The sequence below is a fragment of the Nitrosovibrio sp. Nv17 genome, assembly GCF_900119085.1.
Classification (GTDB): domain Bacteria; phylum Pseudomonadota; class Gammaproteobacteria; order Burkholderiales; family Nitrosomonadaceae; genus Nitrosospira.
In genome coordinates, this window is the sequence record NZ_FPIQ01000017.1 from 47,708 (window position 1) to 63,708 (window position 16,001).

Annotated in this window: 11 protein-coding genes; 3 read left to right on the forward strand and 8 right to left on the reverse strand. The window is 68.8% G+C overall.

Going from position 1 to position 16,001, the window contains the following annotated elements:
• The first annotated feature begins 35 nt into the window (after window positions 1–35).
• A complete protein-coding gene (locus BT108_RS10045; protein ID WP_072294397.1) occupies window positions 36–473 on the forward strand; it encodes a CHRD domain-containing protein in 438 nt (145 codons plus the stop codon).
• Window positions 474–507: 34 nt separating this feature from the next.
• Here BT108_RS10045 and BT108_RS14335 read toward each other — a convergent pair whose 3' ends face one another.
• The gene (locus BT108_RS14335; RefSeq protein WP_143142463.1) at window positions 508–2,457 is read right to left on the reverse strand and encodes a c-type cytochrome; all 1,950 of its coding nucleotides are present in this window, start codon (window positions 2,455–2,457) and stop codon (window positions 508–510) included.
• Window positions 2,458–2,924: 467 nt separating this feature from the next.
• Here BT108_RS14335 and BT108_RS10060 point away from each other — a divergent pair, with 467 nt between their 5' ends.
• Window positions 2,925–3,119: a hypothetical protein gene (locus BT108_RS10060; protein ID WP_072294398.1), complete on the forward strand. Its 195-nt coding sequence runs from the start codon at window positions 2,925–2,927 to the stop codon at window positions 3,117–3,119.
• Window positions 3,120–3,257: 138 nt separating this feature from the next.
• Here BT108_RS10060 and pelG read toward each other — a convergent pair whose 3' ends face one another.
• The 7 genes from pelG to BT108_RS10095 form a co-directional block, all read right to left on the reverse strand.
• On the reverse strand, window positions 3,258–4,628 hold the full coding sequence (pelG, locus tag BT108_RS10065; protein ID WP_072294399.1) for an exopolysaccharide Pel transporter PelG: 1,371 nt from the start codon (window positions 4,626–4,628) through the stop codon (window positions 3,258–3,260).
• 2 nt (window positions 4,629–4,630) lie between these two features.
• The gene (gene pelF, locus BT108_RS10070; protein WP_072294400.1) at window positions 4,631–6,169 is read right to left on the reverse strand and encodes a GT4 family glycosyltransferase PelF; all 1,539 of its coding nucleotides are present in this window, start codon (window positions 6,167–6,169) and stop codon (window positions 4,631–4,633) included.
• Window positions 6,170–6,191: 22 nt separating this feature from the next.
• Window positions 6,192–7,238 (reverse strand): protein PelE, encoded by a 1,047-nt coding sequence (locus BT108_RS10075; protein ID WP_072294401.1) that lies wholly within the window; start codon window positions 7,236–7,238, stop codon window positions 6,192–6,194.
• Window positions 7,235–8,509, reverse strand: a complete 1,275-nt coding sequence (locus BT108_RS10080) for a protein PelD (RefSeq protein ID WP_072294402.1) — start codon at window positions 8,507–8,509, stop codon at window positions 7,235–7,237. Before BT108_RS10080 ends, BT108_RS10075 begins: the two co-directional genes overlap by 4 nt.
• On the reverse strand, window positions 8,506–11,205 hold the full coding sequence (locus tag BT108_RS10085; protein ID WP_143142464.1) for a tetratricopeptide repeat protein: 2,700 nt from the start codon (window positions 11,203–11,205) through the stop codon (window positions 8,506–8,508). Before BT108_RS10085 ends, BT108_RS10080 begins: the two co-directional genes overlap by 4 nt.
• Window positions 11,195–13,909: an endo alpha-1,4 polygalactosaminidase gene (locus BT108_RS10090; RefSeq protein ID WP_072294403.1), complete on the reverse strand. Its 2,715-nt coding sequence runs from the start codon at window positions 13,907–13,909 to the stop codon at window positions 11,195–11,197. The genes BT108_RS10085 and BT108_RS10090 overlap by 11 nt, the downstream gene beginning before the upstream one ends.
• Window positions 13,910–13,972: 63 nt before the next feature.
• Window positions 13,973–15,046 (reverse strand): CAF17-like 4Fe-4S cluster assembly/insertion protein YgfZ, encoded by a 1,074-nt coding sequence (locus BT108_RS10095; protein WP_072294404.1) that lies wholly within the window; start codon window positions 15,044–15,046, stop codon window positions 13,973–13,975.
• Window positions 15,047–15,146: 100 nt separating this feature from the next.
• Between BT108_RS10095 and BT108_RS10100 the strand changes: the two genes are divergently transcribed.
• Window positions 15,147–15,674: a protein YgfX gene (locus BT108_RS10100; protein WP_072294405.1), complete on the forward strand. Its 528-nt coding sequence runs from the start codon at window positions 15,147–15,149 to the stop codon at window positions 15,672–15,674.
• Window positions 15,675–16,001: the final 327 nt, after the last annotated feature.

Here is a 16,001-nt window from a genome sequence, read left to right on the forward strand (position 1 = left end):
CAGGCTCATTCACATCAATCTACTGGAGAACGGACATGCGTGGAACCAATCATCAGCCCCGGATCGCCACGATCGCCGCGGCGCTGCTCGCCGGCGTGCTCGCGGGCGGCATGGGAATCGCCACGGCGGGGGAAATCGAGGTGCACCTGAGCGGCAAGCAGGAGGTGCCGCCCGTCGAGACTGCCGCGAGCGGGCACGGCGTCATCAAGGTCGAGGATGACAAGTCCATCCGCGGCAGCGTCAAGACCTCCGGCATCCAGGGCAGCGGCGGGCACGTCCATGAAGCTCCCGTGGGCAAGAACGGCCCGGACATCATCACGCTCAAGAAGACCGGCGACGACGAATGGTCCATTCCCGGCGGGGCGACCCTGACCGACGCGCAGTACGACGCCTTCAAGGCGGGCGGGCTCTACATCAACATCCACAGCGACGCCCATAAGGGTGGCGAAATCCGCGGCCAGTTGAAGCGCTGACGGTCAGAGGCCGGCCTCCCCGGAATTCCCTGGCTCAGTGCATGCCTTCGCGGCTCCTGTCGACCTGTGCCCGGGTAACCAGCGCGGCCCGGTTGCCCCAGGCGTTGCGCACGTAGGACAGCACCATCGCAACCTCCTCATCGTTCAGCAGCTGGGCGAACGGCGGCATGCCGTAGGGACGCGGATTGCCTGCCGTGGACGGGGGGTAGCCCCCGTTCAGGATGCTGCGTATCGCGTTGACGGGGGGCGTCATGCTCGCCCCGCGGCTGCCCGCCAGGGGCGGATAGACGCCGGGTGCTCCCTCCCCCTGCGCCCCGTGGCATTCCCTGCAATGCTTCTCGTACAGGCGCGCGCCCTGGGCCAGCCATGGGCGCGCCTGCTCGCCCGCTCCCGGCGCCACCGGCCGCGCCTGCGGCGCGGTTTCCGGCAGCGACTGCAGGTAGACCGCCATGGCGCGCGCATCGGCATCGGTCAAATGCTGCAGGCCGTGCCTGACCACGTCGGCCATGGGCCCGGAGGTGGTGGCATCCCGCGACACGCCCGTCGTCAGCAGGCGCGCGATCTCCTCCACCGGCCAGCCTGCGGAGCCGGCTTCCCCTGACGCCGTCAGGGAAGGCGCATACCAGTTCGACCCCATGATCTGCCCCCCGCCCAGGGCCTCCTCCCCCGCGGTCGCGCCCAGCGGATTGCGCTGCGCATGGCAGGCGTTGCAGTGCCCCGGCCCCTGTACCAGGTAGGCGCCCCGGTTCCACTCCCCGCTGCGAGCCGGGTCCGGCCGGAAAACACCGGGTGTGAAATAGACCAGACGCCACAGGGCGAGCAACGGCTGGAGATTGTAGGGAAAATCGACGCGATTCGGCGGATTCCGCTGCGGCACCGGCGCCAGCGACCTGAGGTGCGCGAACAGCGCGTCCGAATCCGCGCGCGTGATCCGCGTGTACTCCGTATAGGGGAAGGCCGGGTACAGCAGGCGGCCGTCGCGCGACCGGCCCTCGTGCAGGGCCTGCCAGAAATCCTCCTCGCTCCAGCGTCCGATCCCGGTAGCGTCGTCAGGGGTGAGGTTGGAGGAGACGAAGGTGCCGAAGGGCGTCGACAGCTGGCGCCCTCCCGCATAGGGGCGCCCTCCCTGGGCGGTGTGGCATCCCATGCAGTTGCCGATGCGCGCAAGATAGCTGCCTCTCCGCTGGCGCGGCCCCGCCGCCTTGGCGGGGGCGGCGGCCCGTTCGCGGCCCAGCGGCGACACGCTGCCGCAGCGCCGGGCCATATCCGGCGCAAGCGCCGCGTCGGGCACGGCGCCCTCAGGCACCGGCTGGGCTGCCAGCCATGCCGCCACGGCATTCGTTTCCTGCGGAGTAAGCCCGCGGGCGATGGTGGACATGCAGTGCCCAGCCTGCCCGCGCAGCAGGCCGCCGCGCTGCCAGGCCCCGAGCTGGGCAGCCAGGTAGGCGCGAGGCAGGCCGAGCAGGCCAGGCACGTGGGGTTGCGCGCCCATCAGCGCTCCGCCGTGGCATGCCACGCACGCGGGCAGGTCGCGCGCGGGATCGCCCCGGTTCACCAGTTCGAGGGCGATCCGGATTTCGGCGGGCGAGGCGGCGGCGCGTTCGGGCGGGGGGTACGGCTGGCTGAGCGCCGAGAAGTAGGCAGCCATCTCGCGCAGATAGTCGTCCGACACGTTGGCCAGCAGCAGGGCCATCGGCCGGTAATAGCGTCCGCCATCCCTGAAGCTGCGCAGCTGGTTGAACAGGTAGCCCTGCGGCTTGCCCGCGATGCGGGGATAGTACGTCCCGCTGCCGCTGCCAGGGCCGTGGCAGATGGTGCACGCCTTCACCCGCTCTTCCATCGTGTCGGCCACGGGCGCAGCCGGCGCTGCGCCGGACGGCATGCAGAACAGGCACGACAGCAGGCCGGCGCCCAGGCGGCAGCGGGCCGCATCCCGGTGCAGGCACTCCCTTACTTTATATAATAAAATAGTAAAAACAATCATTTATATACGATATTTGATGTTGATTCATGATCATGGAGTGGCCTCGCCGGCATGAATCCCGTACCCGCGCCTGGCGCCGTCTCGGGCCCTTGCCGAAATCCCCCGCACCCATGGAGGGATGCTTCACGGGTGACGATAAATTTTACACACCGCCCGTCCAGGCCGAGGAAGAGCCTGCCCCGGAGTAACGCGAATACCATATAAATATATGTTGCATATGGATATTATATTCCAGAAAAGAAAACTGGCACGGGTTGTGCATGCCTTCTGACCAGGGGACAGTACTCCCCTGATCAAGAGGGCGGCCCGGTGACGGCGATCCCGCACCGGGCTTTTTGCAGGATCATCGAAGATTGCCGGGAAAACGGCACGGATTTTCAGCGGGGGAGGATGGTTTCGCGGCGCTCCACGCTATTCCGGAATGAGCCTTTTTACAGGATTAGGATGGGCACCGCGGGACACCCGACATGCGCAAGCTGATTGGCTTTACCGGTTCGCACCTGCTCTATCTCCTGGCCGACTGCGTCGACCGGGTCATGAGCCGGACACACTCGCGGCGCCTCTTCCCTCTTTACCGGAAGCTCCTGGTGCGCTCGGTGGACGTGGAGAACTGGGGCGGTGGCGGCGGTGCCTGGGGCACGCTCTGGGCAAGATTGAGGTAGAAAAAAGCAAGAGGGTGAGGGTGAAGGTGGGTAGGTAGCAAGTGGATGGGTAGTAGGTGAGTAGTAGGTGAGTAGTAGGTGAGTAGTAGATAGGTGGAAGGCGATGATGCGCATGCGGGAGCATGCGCATCACTTGCCTCAGTTCTGCAGCATGAAGGTCTCGTACTCGAGGCGGTTGAACTTGCGCGAAAGGACCAGCAGCCCGAGCAGCACGGACAGGGTCACCGACGCGGCGAAGCCGTAACCGAAGGCCTCGGCGCCCAGCTGCAGCGTGACGAGGGTGAATACCAGGTTGGTGGCGAAGAAGCAGGCCGTGATCAGCAGCACCTCCTTGCGCGCGTCCAGGTAGAACAGCACGTTGAGCGTTGCCATCAGCAGCACCTGCACGCTGACCGCGACGACGTCGATGTAGAACAGATGGATGTAGAGCGGCGAGATGCCCGCCGCGTGCAGCAATTCCCTGCCCCACAGCAGGCACAGCGCCACGGTCAGCCCCTGCACCTTGAAGATCTCGTAGATGCCCTGCCGCGCGGCATACACCATGCGATCGCGCCGGTATTCGATGTGCATCAGGGTGTCGCCCTCGCGCACGGCGCGGTAGAAGCGCTCGTGCTGCTCGGCGAAGTCGGCCTCCATCGCGACCAGGAAGACCGCCATGCCCGGCAGGATGAACAGGTAGGCCAGGAAAATCGGCAGGTCGTAGATGATCGACGCCCGCAAGGGCCCGATGATGGCCTCCGACGTGACCGGCACGAACCAGAACACGAACTTGTCGATCCAGATCCCCAGATAGTACAGGGTACCGACCGCGAACAGGATGTGAAAGCCGCCGCGGTCGCGGAGAAAATCGAACCTGAGCAGGGTGCGTCCCGGATACCGGCGCACGGCATGGCGCAGGAACGAGAAGAACAGGCAGCCGTGCCCGGCCAGCACCCCGAGCAGCAATCCGCTCAATCCCCACGACGATGCCGCGATCGCGACGGCGATGCCCAGCAGGTAGCCCTGGGCCAGCGTGCGCACGATGCGCAGGTAGGCCTTCATCCCCGAGAGGAAGATCAGCGTGATCCACAGGCCGCTCAGCATGATGAAGTTGCCCAGCAGCAGCAACTCCTGAAGCAGCGTGCCGCCGAAGGACCAGAATATCAGCGGCGCGGCCCAGGCGGCGCCGCCGGCCATCGTGACCAGCAGCGCCCCGAACAGGTTGGGCAGCACCTCGGCCTGGCTGCCCGCGTACGCCCGGTCCGCGGCGAAGCGCGTGAACATGAGCTGCATCCCGCCGGTCCAGATCAGCGACCCGGCCATGAGGTAGGTCACGCATACCTGGAAGGCGCTGACCTCGGTGCGCCCCACGCCCAGGGCAACGGCCAGGGCGCCGATGACCACGATGCTGAGGATGGACAGCACCCACGGGCCGCCGCTGACGAGGCCCGCATAGCCGTAGGCGCGCAGCACCGACCAGTAGCTGTTGCGCTCCAGCAGCCGGCGGATGTCGTGGCCGATGGGCGCCATGCTCAGGAGGCCGAATCCGTGGCCGGATCGAGTGCCTGCCCGTAGAGATCCCGGTAGGCGGCGAACATCAGCCGATCGTCATAGTAGCGCCTCACCCGCTCCAGACCGGCGCGTTGCGCCGCACGCCAGCGATCCGCGTCGTTGAGCAGCGCGAGCGCGGCGTGCGCCGTTCCCTCCGGATCCGCGATGTGGACCACGCTCCCCGCTGCTCCCAGGGCCCGGTCCTCGGCGCCGCTGCCCTCGATCAGCTCGCGGCACGAACCCACGTCCGTCGCCAGGCACGGCACGCCGCTGGCGAACGCCTCCAGCACCACCAGGGGCAGCGCCTCGCTGATCGAGGTCAGCACCATCAGGCCGAGCTGCGGCAGGATGTCCGCCACGTTGCGAAAACCCAGGAAGCTCACGCAGCGCTCCAGACGGAGACTCGCGACCAGCTCCCTGCATTCCTCCACGTACGCGGGGTCCTCGTCCTCCGGGCCGACGATCCAGCCCTGGGCGTCGGGCCGCTCGTTCGCCAGTATCTGCATGGCGCGGATGAACGTCTTGATATCCTTGATGGGCACCACGCGCCCGATCAGCCCCAGTACCGGCGGGATGCCCGCCGGACGCGCCTCCAGCACGGCCGCGTAGCGCCGCAGGTCGATGCCGTTGGGAACGACGCGGGTTCTGTCGGGCGGCGCGCCGTCCGCGATCTGCCGCAGGCGGTTGCCTTCGTACAGGCTGACGATGGGGGACGCCTGCGAATAGGCCATGCGGCCGATCTGCTCGTAGAATCTGATCCAGAGCCCACGGATGTATCCCATCTCGTCGTGCAGGGTATTGCAGACGTCGTCGTTGTGATCCCGGATCCAGGTCGCCTGGGCGAGGTCGATCTTGCGTTCCTTGGTGTAGATGCCGTGCTCCGTCAGCAGGAAGGGAATGTCCCGTCGCAGGTGCAGCATCGCCCCCAGCAGTCCCGCGTATCCCGTCGAGATGGCGTGGAGCGTGCGCACGCGCGGCAGGCCGGCGGCGATGTCCGCGAGCGTGAACAGCGGCGCGTGCATGGCGCGCACCGTCCAGAAATAGTCGATGAACGAGGGCTCGGTGCAGTGCTCGCGGTATTGCTGGGTGATGTAGTCCCACGATGCCTCGCTGTAGAGAAAATCCCGTTCGTCGATGCCCATTGCGGGACCCAGCCGTGCGAAGGCGTCGCTCATCTGCGCGTCGGACAGCGCAGCGGATTGCCGCATGTGCGCGTGCAGCTCCGCCATGTCGCTGAAGGCTGGTCGATTTCCCTTGTGACCGGCGGGCCGGAGGGGCCTGTCGGCGCGCAGCAGGTAGTGGGTCTCGGCGTGCGTCACGTTGGGCGGAAACGGGTATTGCGGAGGGCCGTACATGCCGCGCTCGCCACCGATGAAGACGACGGCGAAGCGGATGTCCGGCAGGCCGCCGATGATCTGGTGCACCCATGCCGACACGCCCCCGCGGACATAGGGATAGGTGCCTTCCAGCAGCAGGGCGACGTCGGCCACGGCGTCGCCCGCCGCTGCCGGGCGGGACATCCGCTCCCGCGGGGCCGCGCCGTCAGGCATGTGTCCACCAGCGCTGCACCCGGGCCAGGGCGCCGCCCCTTGCGCCCGGCCGCGCGAGCGCCGCCAGGTGGCGCCGCGTTTGCGCGAAGTCGCGCTCGCGGAAGGCGATCTCCGCCAGCCAGGGAAGAATCTTCTGTTCGTCGATGCCGGCCGACCGGGCATGCGCGAGCGCTGCGCGGGCCGCCGCGCGGTCATCCGAATCCAGGAGGATGCGCGCGTACAGCAGCCAGTCGTCCCCCAGGGAACGGCCGCCCCCGGGTGATCCCGCCGCGACGGCGGAGGACGGAGCGGAAACCGGGGCGGGCTGCTCCAGTACCCGCTCCAGGTGGCGGCGCGCGGTCCGCAGCCAGTGTGCCCTGAGTGCGCCCTGAGCGAGGCGCTGGTACACCAGTTCCCAGCACAGCGCCGCGATCGTCTCGTGGCAGCCGCGCTGCCTGCGGAGCGGCACACCGGGCAGGGTGTCGGCCAGATCCAGAATCTGCTGCGTCAGCCTTTTCTCGTTGCCGTCCCGCATGGCGTAGGCCAGCAGGCGCACGTCGTCCACGGGGTCGCGCATCGCCTTCGACCATATCGGCATGGCCTCGCGCGGCAGCATGTGGCGCGTCGCCATGACCGCCTTGAGCCGCTTCAGAGGACGCCCCGCGAAGTGCACGATCTGCCGCAGCGCGCCCTGGCTGTAGGGGGGGATCGGCAGGACGGCCGGAGGCGAGAACGGCAGCTCCGGCCGGATGATGATTTTCGCGCTGCGGGCATCCCGGTCCAGGGGGCGCCTCAGGGCATCGAGCACGCTCCACAGGAGTCCCAGCGCGCCCAGCACCGGGAGCATCCACAGCAGCGCGAACAACAGGCCCATGGCGCCTCGCACCGGCAGCCGGTAGCGGCGCGGCAGCAGCAGCCAGTAACCCCGCGCCAGCGTGTAGGAAGACGCCGTGTGCAGCAGGACGGCCGCCGCCACGAAGGCGCCCCCCTCCCCCTGTCCCAGCGCCACGAGCGCAAGCCCCTCCAGCGCCAACCCGGCCGCGATCAGCGCGCGCTTCATGGTGCGGCGCGCAGGGCGCGGATGCGCCGCGGATCCGCCGCATCGACCGGCAGCAGTTCGCTGGTCACCGCCGCCAGCACGTCGCCCGTGCGCTGCAGCCATGTCCGCGCACCCGCCATGTCGGTCAGCGGCAGCAGGATCCAGATCTCTTCCTCTTCCGCTCCCCCGGCCAGGCAGATCGTGTCGACCGCGCGGATCGAAAGCCTGAGCCGCTCATACGTCTGCCGCACCCGTACCGGCTCGCCCGACAATCTCAGCAGGACCGCGTCGAGCCTGAAGGCGGCATGATCCCGGCATGCCCGCTCGTAGGCGGCGACGAAGCGGGCGATCGAGGTGGCGGCCACGCCGAAGCGCAGATGATCCGCCCCGTGGGCCACGAGCACCGCGATGAGCTTCAGGTTATCCTCGTGCAGGGCGAAGAACGGCAGGGATCGGATCAGCAGCAGGGCATGAATCTCTCCGGTGGAGTCGGCCACCGGCACCGCCGCCAGCAGGTCGCCGTGCTCCGCCCCGCTTTCCGTGACGCGGTTCACCGCCGCCGGTTCGCCGCTGTCGAGGGCGGCACGCAGCACCGCGTCGCCGGCGTCGACGTCGAAGGGCTCCCCGATACGCGCCAGTACCCGCCCGGGATCGACCCGATCCCCTGCCAGACCGACGATGCTGGCCTGGGTCAGGGCACCATGCTCCGCCACCAATTCGATCAGCTTCTGCAGCGATGCGGGCGTGAGGCCGTCCACGGCGTCGAGCGCGGACTGCAGCTGCAGGATGCCTTCGCGCAGCGAGAGCCCGCCGCCGGCCAGCGCCTGCTCCAGCCGGTCGTGCGACAGCCGCAGCAACTGGTAGTTGCGGGTGAATTCCTCCAGGCGCTCGGCGCGGTACTGATAGGCGCCTTCGAGCCGGTGCAGGCGGCGGCCCCACCCGTCCCTGAACTCTCCCGCCGCCATCGCCACGACGACGATGCCGACGGCCCACGCCAACGGGAACTCGGGTGCAGCCTGCCACTGCTGATTGATGGACACACCCAGCACCAGCAGCACCAGCAGCGCGCTCACGAAGCCGTACGCGAATCCATAGCGCAACCCCGCCAGCAGCGGGGCCAGCAGCGGCCAGGGAAAGCCGCCGCCCAGGCGGAACGGATCCGGCGGGTGGGTGAGGAACGATGCCGCCAGCACGATCGCGGTCAGGGCGACGGTCTCGAACCATCCGCCCCACACGGGCGGCGGATCGTCCGCATTGACGATCTCGATGCCTTCCAGCCAGGGCTTCTTCATGGCCTCGACGGCGCCGTGCCCGGCACGGAGACGGCCTGCAGCTCCGATACCTTCGCCAGCGTCCGGCGGCAGACATCCGCCTCTTCCCCGGGCGTGATCCGGTTGGGCGCCGCGTCTTCCGCAAACCACCGGCCGGCCCGGTCGACGTCGTCCAGCGACAGCGGCAGCACGCCGGCAGGCACGGGCCCGCCGGGCTGGTCGTGCAGGTGGGCGGAGATCATCGCCCACTGCGCCTCCACCGGCTTCGGGTCGCCGCGCGCCAGCGCATCGGCCAGGGCCACCCAGAGCGGCAACTGCAGGCGCTCGCGCTGGCGCCCCAGTGCGAAACGGTCGGCGTTTTCCAGGGGGCGCGCCATCCGCCAGCGATCCGCGAGAACCTGCCGTTTTTCCGGCTCGCCGGCACCGCCGGCGCCCTGGTCCCGCACCCCGGCGAAATAGTCGGCGAGCCGCGGCGGATGGCGGGTGGCGGGCGGGCGGAAGCCCGGCGCCGCCCGCATCTTCAGCGCGAGGAAGCGGACATGGTTGGCGCTCGCGGAGCATCCCGCCCACTCCAGGTTGTCGGCCAGCGTCAGGGTCCACATGAAGTCCCGGGGCCGGGCCGACAGCGAGCGCAGGTACCAGTGCGCACCCTGGGCAGCCTTGCCGAGCACGTGCTCCGCCGCGGCGAGCGCCTCCACCAGGGAAGCGCCGATGGCCGACTGGCTCATCGCAGGATTGCGATAGGGCTGGGCAAGCGCATCCAGGGCGGCGCGATCCACGTCCGCGTCGGACAGCAGCAGCCAGATCGTCGCCTCCGTCACCTCCGGATCCGCGCCCCGCAGGCGGGAGAGTTCCCGCAGCGCCTGCCGCGCCGCTTCCCGGTCCCCGCTTCTCATCCGGTGCATCGAGCGGAAATACCAGTAGTCGGGCGCCTGCGCCAGGGCCGCGGCAGGGAATGCGTCCGCCAGAGACAGCCAGCGTCCCAGCGCATCCCAGTCGCCCCGCTTCCATGAAAAGCGCATCAGGCGCTGCAGATCCTCGATCCGCCGCAGGCGCTCCCACCCGTAGTGCGCGAGGCGCTCGCTCTGCGCCTCGTCATGGCGACGCAACGCCAGGCGCTGCAGCTGCTCGAGCACGTCCGCGTCCTCGGGACGGAGGGCCAGCGCCTCCCCGTACGCCTTCTCCGCGCGGGCATCCTCTCCCAGCTGCATGGCCACGCGCGCCAGCAGCAGCCAGTACGCCTCCGCATACGCGGGATCCGGCGAATGGAAGTCGCGCAGCAGCTCGAAACTCTTGCGGATATCCCCCGCCTCCTCGTGCAGCCGGGCCAGTTCCAGCCGCTGCCGCCCGACCTGGGCGGCCGGCATCTCCTGGTAGACCGCCAGCGCATCCCGGTTCTTCCCCTGCAGCCGCAGGACGTGCACCAGCGCCTTCAGCGCTTCCGTCGGATGGCCGAAGCGCTCCGCATGGCGGCGCAGAATCCCCTCGACGTGCCCGGGTTGCGTGGTGGCGAGCCCGGCCGCGACGTAGGCGTCGGTCTCGGCTTCGGTCAGGCGGCGGCGCGTCATGACCGCCTCGAACAGCTGCACCAGCGCGGCCGGATCCGGCTTCGCCCGGGCGAGCTCGAAGGCGCGCGTCTCGGCTTCCGCATCGGCGCGTACGCGCGCGAACGCGAGCCACAGCGCCAGGGCGGCGTCCGGCTCGGCATTCCAGTCGCGAATGCGGGCCACCAGCCGCTGGCGCTCGCTGCCCGCAGCCAGGGATGGCTGCAGCTGGTCGGCGCGCGCGAGGCTCTCCCGCAGCAGCCCCATGGACACCTGCAGCCGCGCGATGCGCTCGACGAGCGCATCATCGCCGGGGGAAAGGCGATCCGCCTCTTCCAGCCACACCAGCGCCTGCCGGTCCTGCGCCAGCGGTTCCGCGATGTCGGCGGCCAGGCGCAGCAGCTCGGCGTCCCTTCGGCCGCCGAGCGTCTCCAGCGCGGAGCGCGCGGCCCGCAGCGCCTCGTCGTCGATGCCGGCCTGGAGATAGGCGCGCAGGCCGGATTTCGCGACCTGCATCCGGTCGTGCCCCGCCGGCGCCAGCGGCAGCGCCCGGAACAGATCGCGGGCGGCCAGCCGCGGCTGGTTCGCCGCCATGCGCTGCCGCGCGGCGGCGACCAGCCAGGCGGACTTTTGTTCGCCGCCCTGCTCCGGCACGGCGGCCATCCGCTCGAAGGTGCCGGCCAGCACCTCGGGCTCGGCGAACTGCTCCGCCAGCGCGACCACCGCGCGCAGCTCGCCTTCGTGACGCGCAAGGCGGAACGCCGCCGGAATCAGCGCGGCGATACGCTGGCGCAGCACTTTTTCCTCCTTCTCCTCGGGCCGCGCATACAGCTGCTGCAGCGCCAGCCTGAGCTCGGCAAGGCGGATCTCGTAGTTCAACGCGGGCAGGTCGCGGCGCGCCAGGGGGTCGATGGCCTGCGCCGCTTCGTCCGTCAATCCCGCCTCCGTCAGTACCTGCACCAGCGACAGGCGCAACGGCGCGTTGCCAGGATCGGACTGCACCAGCACCCGCAGGTAGGCCACCGAGAGCGCATCCTTCGCCGACAGGTTGGAGGGATCGCGGAATGCCGGCTGGCGGGGAAACAGCACCCAGAACACCACCAGGAACACGCCCCCCATGAACATCAGCGCGGGCGCATTGAGCAGGGACTCGCGCTGGGCGTCAGCATGCAAGGTTGAATTCCCCGCGCGCGTCGTTCTCGGGTATCACATGGGTGGCCTCGGCATCCCGCACCCGGGCGGGATGCGCCTCCCCGTTCACCTTCAGCGTGCAGGAGGCGGGCACGGTCAGCGCCAGCTCGCCGCGGGAGTCGAACAGGAACGTGGCGGAACCGTCGCTGTTGAGGTGCCACGACTTCAACGGCGCATCGGCATCGATCAGGCGCGGGGCCGACCGGCCTTCGGCGGCGGGCTCGAGGACGGCGCGATTGCGCGCCAGGTGGACGTAGCGCACCTCGCCCCGCTCGACGTGGCCGACGACGTCGGCCGAAACCCGTGGCGGCGGCTCCGACGCCGGCAGCCGCAGCGTGCGCAGCGCATCCCCCGCCACCAGCCAGCGGCCGCCGAGCTCGCGCGCCAGGCTCGCCGTCTGGAAGGCGCGCGCGCGCGCCACGTACTCGTCGAGCCAGACGCCGAGCACCCCTTCCTCGCGCTGCACGCGCGCCAGTTCGTCCAGGAGCGCGGGGCCGCCCGGATGCATCAGCGCATCGGCGTGAAACGAAAGCGAGGCGGCACGCAGGCGGCGCGGCGCATCGAGCTCCCGATTCCACTCCCGGACGATCCCGAAATTCAATGCCTCGCCATACCACAGCTGCGCGAACAATGGCTCGCCGACAAGCGGTGTCAGCACCTGCGTGCCCCAGGGGGTAGGCCGCAGCGCCGGGGACAGGTCGGCCAGCGACAGCGGTCCGCTCTGCCAGTGCAGGCCGCCGCCACCATAGTGGGGCAGCGCCTCCTTGCCGATCGTCGCCAGTACCGCCGCGCCGGGATTGCCGTCCCCCGGCCAGATGAGCAGCGGCGGAGAGCCGGCGGCCAGCGCGCGGATGAAGCCCATGGTCCCGGTGGTCTCGCGCGCCATTTCCGCGGCATAGCCGTCGATGAACACGCCATAGCGGTAGGGCTGGCGCTCGGCATCCGGTTTTCCCTCGAATATTCCCCAGTAGAAGGGGTGGCTGTAGGTATGGCTCGCCAGCCGGACATGGGGCAGGGCTGCCAGCTGCCGGACGGCCTCCCGCTGCGCGTCGCTGCCGGCCTCGGCCTCGATCACGCCCAGCGTGACCGGCGCCCGGTTTCTTTCCATCCACGCCGCGAGCCGCCCGGCAACCTCCGTTTCCTGCCCGTCCACGGGAAACAGGCGGTCTCCCCGCACCTCGACGATGCCCAGCCGGCGGCCGTTCTCCGTCGTCATGTCGAACACGGGCTGGTGCGCGGGCAGGCGCAGCGCGGCGGCGAAAAAGGCAAAGGGATCGAGCAGCCACCGGTGCCGCCCCGACGCCGTTTCCCTCATGACGTGGGGATGCAGGGCGTAGCCCCCCCATGCGCCGACGGCGACGGGATGAAACGTCTGCTCGCCGTTCCCCAGCGCCAGCCAGGCATCCCGCTCGCCGTCCACCCGTATCGCGGGGGTGCCGCTGCCCACCACCGGGATGCTGGACGGCCTGCCCAGGCGCGTGTCGGCGGAGACCAGGTCGAGCGCCCCGGCCACGGACTGCAGCTCCCCGCGATACCCGATCAGATCCTGGCAGGCGGCGCCCGGAGGCAGGTGTCCCAGGAAGACGACGGGGAGCCCCGCCTCCACCTCGGGCTTTAGGCGCGCGCACAGGCTGCCATAGCGACCGTGCTCGTCCTCGGGCAGCCAGGCGACGACGCCGGCATAACGCCCGACCAGGGGCTCGATCGGCAGGGGAAGCTGGTCGACGTACCAGTAGTCGAGGGCCAGGCCATGATACTCCAGCGGCATGGCCGCATGCCTGAACAGCGCCTGCTCCATCTGGCCGGAAGGCGTGCCGTTGACGAGGGCCAGCAGCCGGCGCGGCGCCAGGCGGATGCGCCCCTGCCCCAGCCAGGTGAGATCGCCGTTGGCGACCCATGGCATGAACCCCAGCTCGACGATCCGGCGCGCGGTCCTCTCGGCTTCGTCCCAGTCCCCGGGCTCGACGTAGTCCAGTACCGTGATGGGCACCCCGAATTCATCCTGCGCGCGCCGCAGTTGCGTCAGCAGCCATCCGCGATTTTCCTCCCGGGTGGGGGCATGCTTGCCGGTCACCGGATCGAAGCCGTGGAACAGGGACTCCGCCACCATGCCGTCGATCAGCGGCGCGGCCCGGTCCAGGACCTCGAAGCCGCGGTTGAGTATGAGCTTGCAGCCGGGGAAACGAACCTTCACCTCTTCCAGCAGCGCGACCAGCCCCTTCTCCTGCTTTTCGCGCTCCTTGCCCTCGCTCGTCACGATCAGGTAGCTGTCCACCGTATCCAGGAAGAATGCCCGGTAGCCATCGCGCCACAGGCGGCCGAAGTGGTGCTCGAGCAGGTATTCGTGCCAGGCGGGATCGGTCATGTCCATCACCAGGCTGTCCCACGCGGGGTTGACGCCGATGGACCACTTCGTCTTGATGCGCGGCATGTCTTCGCTGTTGCGTGCGACCTCGCCGTAGGATATGTAGGCGAACACCACGGAAGCGTCGAGATTCAGCAGGGCCGTCTTTTCGTGCGGGAGAATCTGGCTCGGCTGGATCACGATCTGGTCGAAGTGCCGCAAGTCCTCCACGGGCGGACGGCTGCCGTAGTAGAAAACGATGTCCCGCTGCGCCAGGGTATCCGCCAGTGCGAGGGGAGCAATCAGCATGAGCAGCGATGAGAGCAGTTTTCTTGGCAGCATCGTTTCCGGGGACCGCCGGTTCCGGAGCGGGCCTGCTCCGGCACCGGCGGTCGGGGGCGATCCCTATGATCCGTCGGCAGGCGAGCTCACCGGATAAGGAAGCGGGATGAATTCCAGCGGGGGGCCGTCCGGCGCCCCCCAGCGTACGGTACCGGATTCCAGGCTGGTTGTCTGTACGACGCCTAACGCATCGAACCCGCCGCCAGGGGCCGGCGCCGCGTTGACGATCATGCCGCCCGGCTGGCTGCCGGTATCGGCACTGAACAAGGTGTCCGCCGCAGCGACGACGGCACCCGGCGGCACATCGATGTGGGCAAGCGCCATGCGGCGCTTGACCCGGCCCAGGTAGTGCGTGCGGGCGACGATCTCCTGCCCTGGATAGCAGCCCTTGCGGAAGCTGATACCGCCTATGGCATCCAGGTTCACCATCTGCGGCACGAACTGCTCCTGCGTGGCGGGAACGATGACCGGTATGCCCGCCCGGATTTCCAGCCAGTCCCAGCAGGCGGCGCCCACCGGCCGGCCTCCCAGACCGGCCAGGCGCTCCCATGCGGCCGGGGCCCGGTCGCCGGCCAGGACCGCCTCGAAGCGCTGCTGCGCGAGGCGGAGGATGCTGCCCCCGGAGACATGGATCACCTCCATGGGAGACTCGGGTATCCCCCCCAGCGCCTGCTGCAGCAGATCCGCGGCGCTCGCGCCCGCCACGCCGATGCGCACGCAGGCGTCGCTGTGGTCGGTCAGCCCGACCCGGGCGCGCATGACATACCTGGACAAACGGCCGAGCATGGCCGCAACGAGCGCGGAGGGCAGCTGCATGAGGTAGCCGCTGCCGTCATGCCATGCCAGAAAGCTTGCCAGCATCCTCCCTTTTGGGGTGCAATAGCCTCCGTGCAGGGCGCGGGCATGCCCGGCGGAGGGCTGGATGGCGTCGATGTCGCAGCTGACCTGACCCTGCAGGAAGGACTTCGCATCGTCGCCTGCGAAACGGATCAATCCATGGTGCGACAGATCGGCCAGCACCACCGCATTCGAACCGGCGGCCGCACCCTCTGCGGAAGCATCGCCATATTCGGCGACGCGATCCTCCCGGATGATCGCACCCTGATCCTGCAGGAAGGACAGCCACGCAGCATTCATGAAATCCGCAACAAGGAGCCGGCAAAATCGATTGCGCGATTATACGGCCAAGCAGCACCCGGATAAACCGCCAATGCCAAGAAAACAGGACCATTCGCCCATGAACCGGAGCACTGCCGCACCCGACACGCCTTCCCCGCCGCTGCTGGCCATCCGTCTGCGGCCCTCCCTGCGCCTTTCGGCCATGCTGACCCTGGCCCATCTCGCCGCAATCGGATTGCTGTGGCCGCTGGCGCTGCCCGTGGCGGCCCGGCTTGCGGGCAGCCTCCTCCTGCTGGCCGGCCTGGGCTTCCACCTGAGGCGCCACGCCCTGCTGCGCTCGCCCGTATCGGTGACGGGACTGGCCTTCTCGCACGAAATGACATGCACGCTCGAGCAACGCGACGGCCGGCGCGTCGCCTGCAGCGTGCTCGGCAGCACCTTCGTGGCCTCCTACCTGACGGTGCTGGAACTGCAGCCGATCGCCCCCGAGTCCGGCCGGCCGGGCAGATTCTCCGCGCTCCAGGCGCTGCCGGCGACCCTGTTCTCCGGCCGCAGCGTGACCATCCTGCCTGACGGCATCGACACGGAAGCGTTCAGGCAGCTGCGCGTGCTGCTGCGGTGGAAGTGGAGAGGCCCTGCTCCATAGCAATCATTTACAAGAAAATGGTTTCAGACATTTCTCCAATGAATTGTTCAATATGGAAATCAACTCATTCAAGAAATGACGCAACCCCTCCGGCGCCAGTAGGATGGGTGGAATGAAACGCAACCCATCGGGTGGCAACCCATCACGGAAAAAGGGCGGCAGCCCATCGTTTCTTCAAGGATTTTGATGGGTTGCGCTACGCTCCACCCATCCTACGGATGAGGCGGAAAGCAGGGGTAGATACTCTGTTCAGAGTCAACACTAATTCATGTTTTTTGCTCATGCGGGAAGGGCATAGAAGCGTTGATTATCGAAGGGCTGGTCATG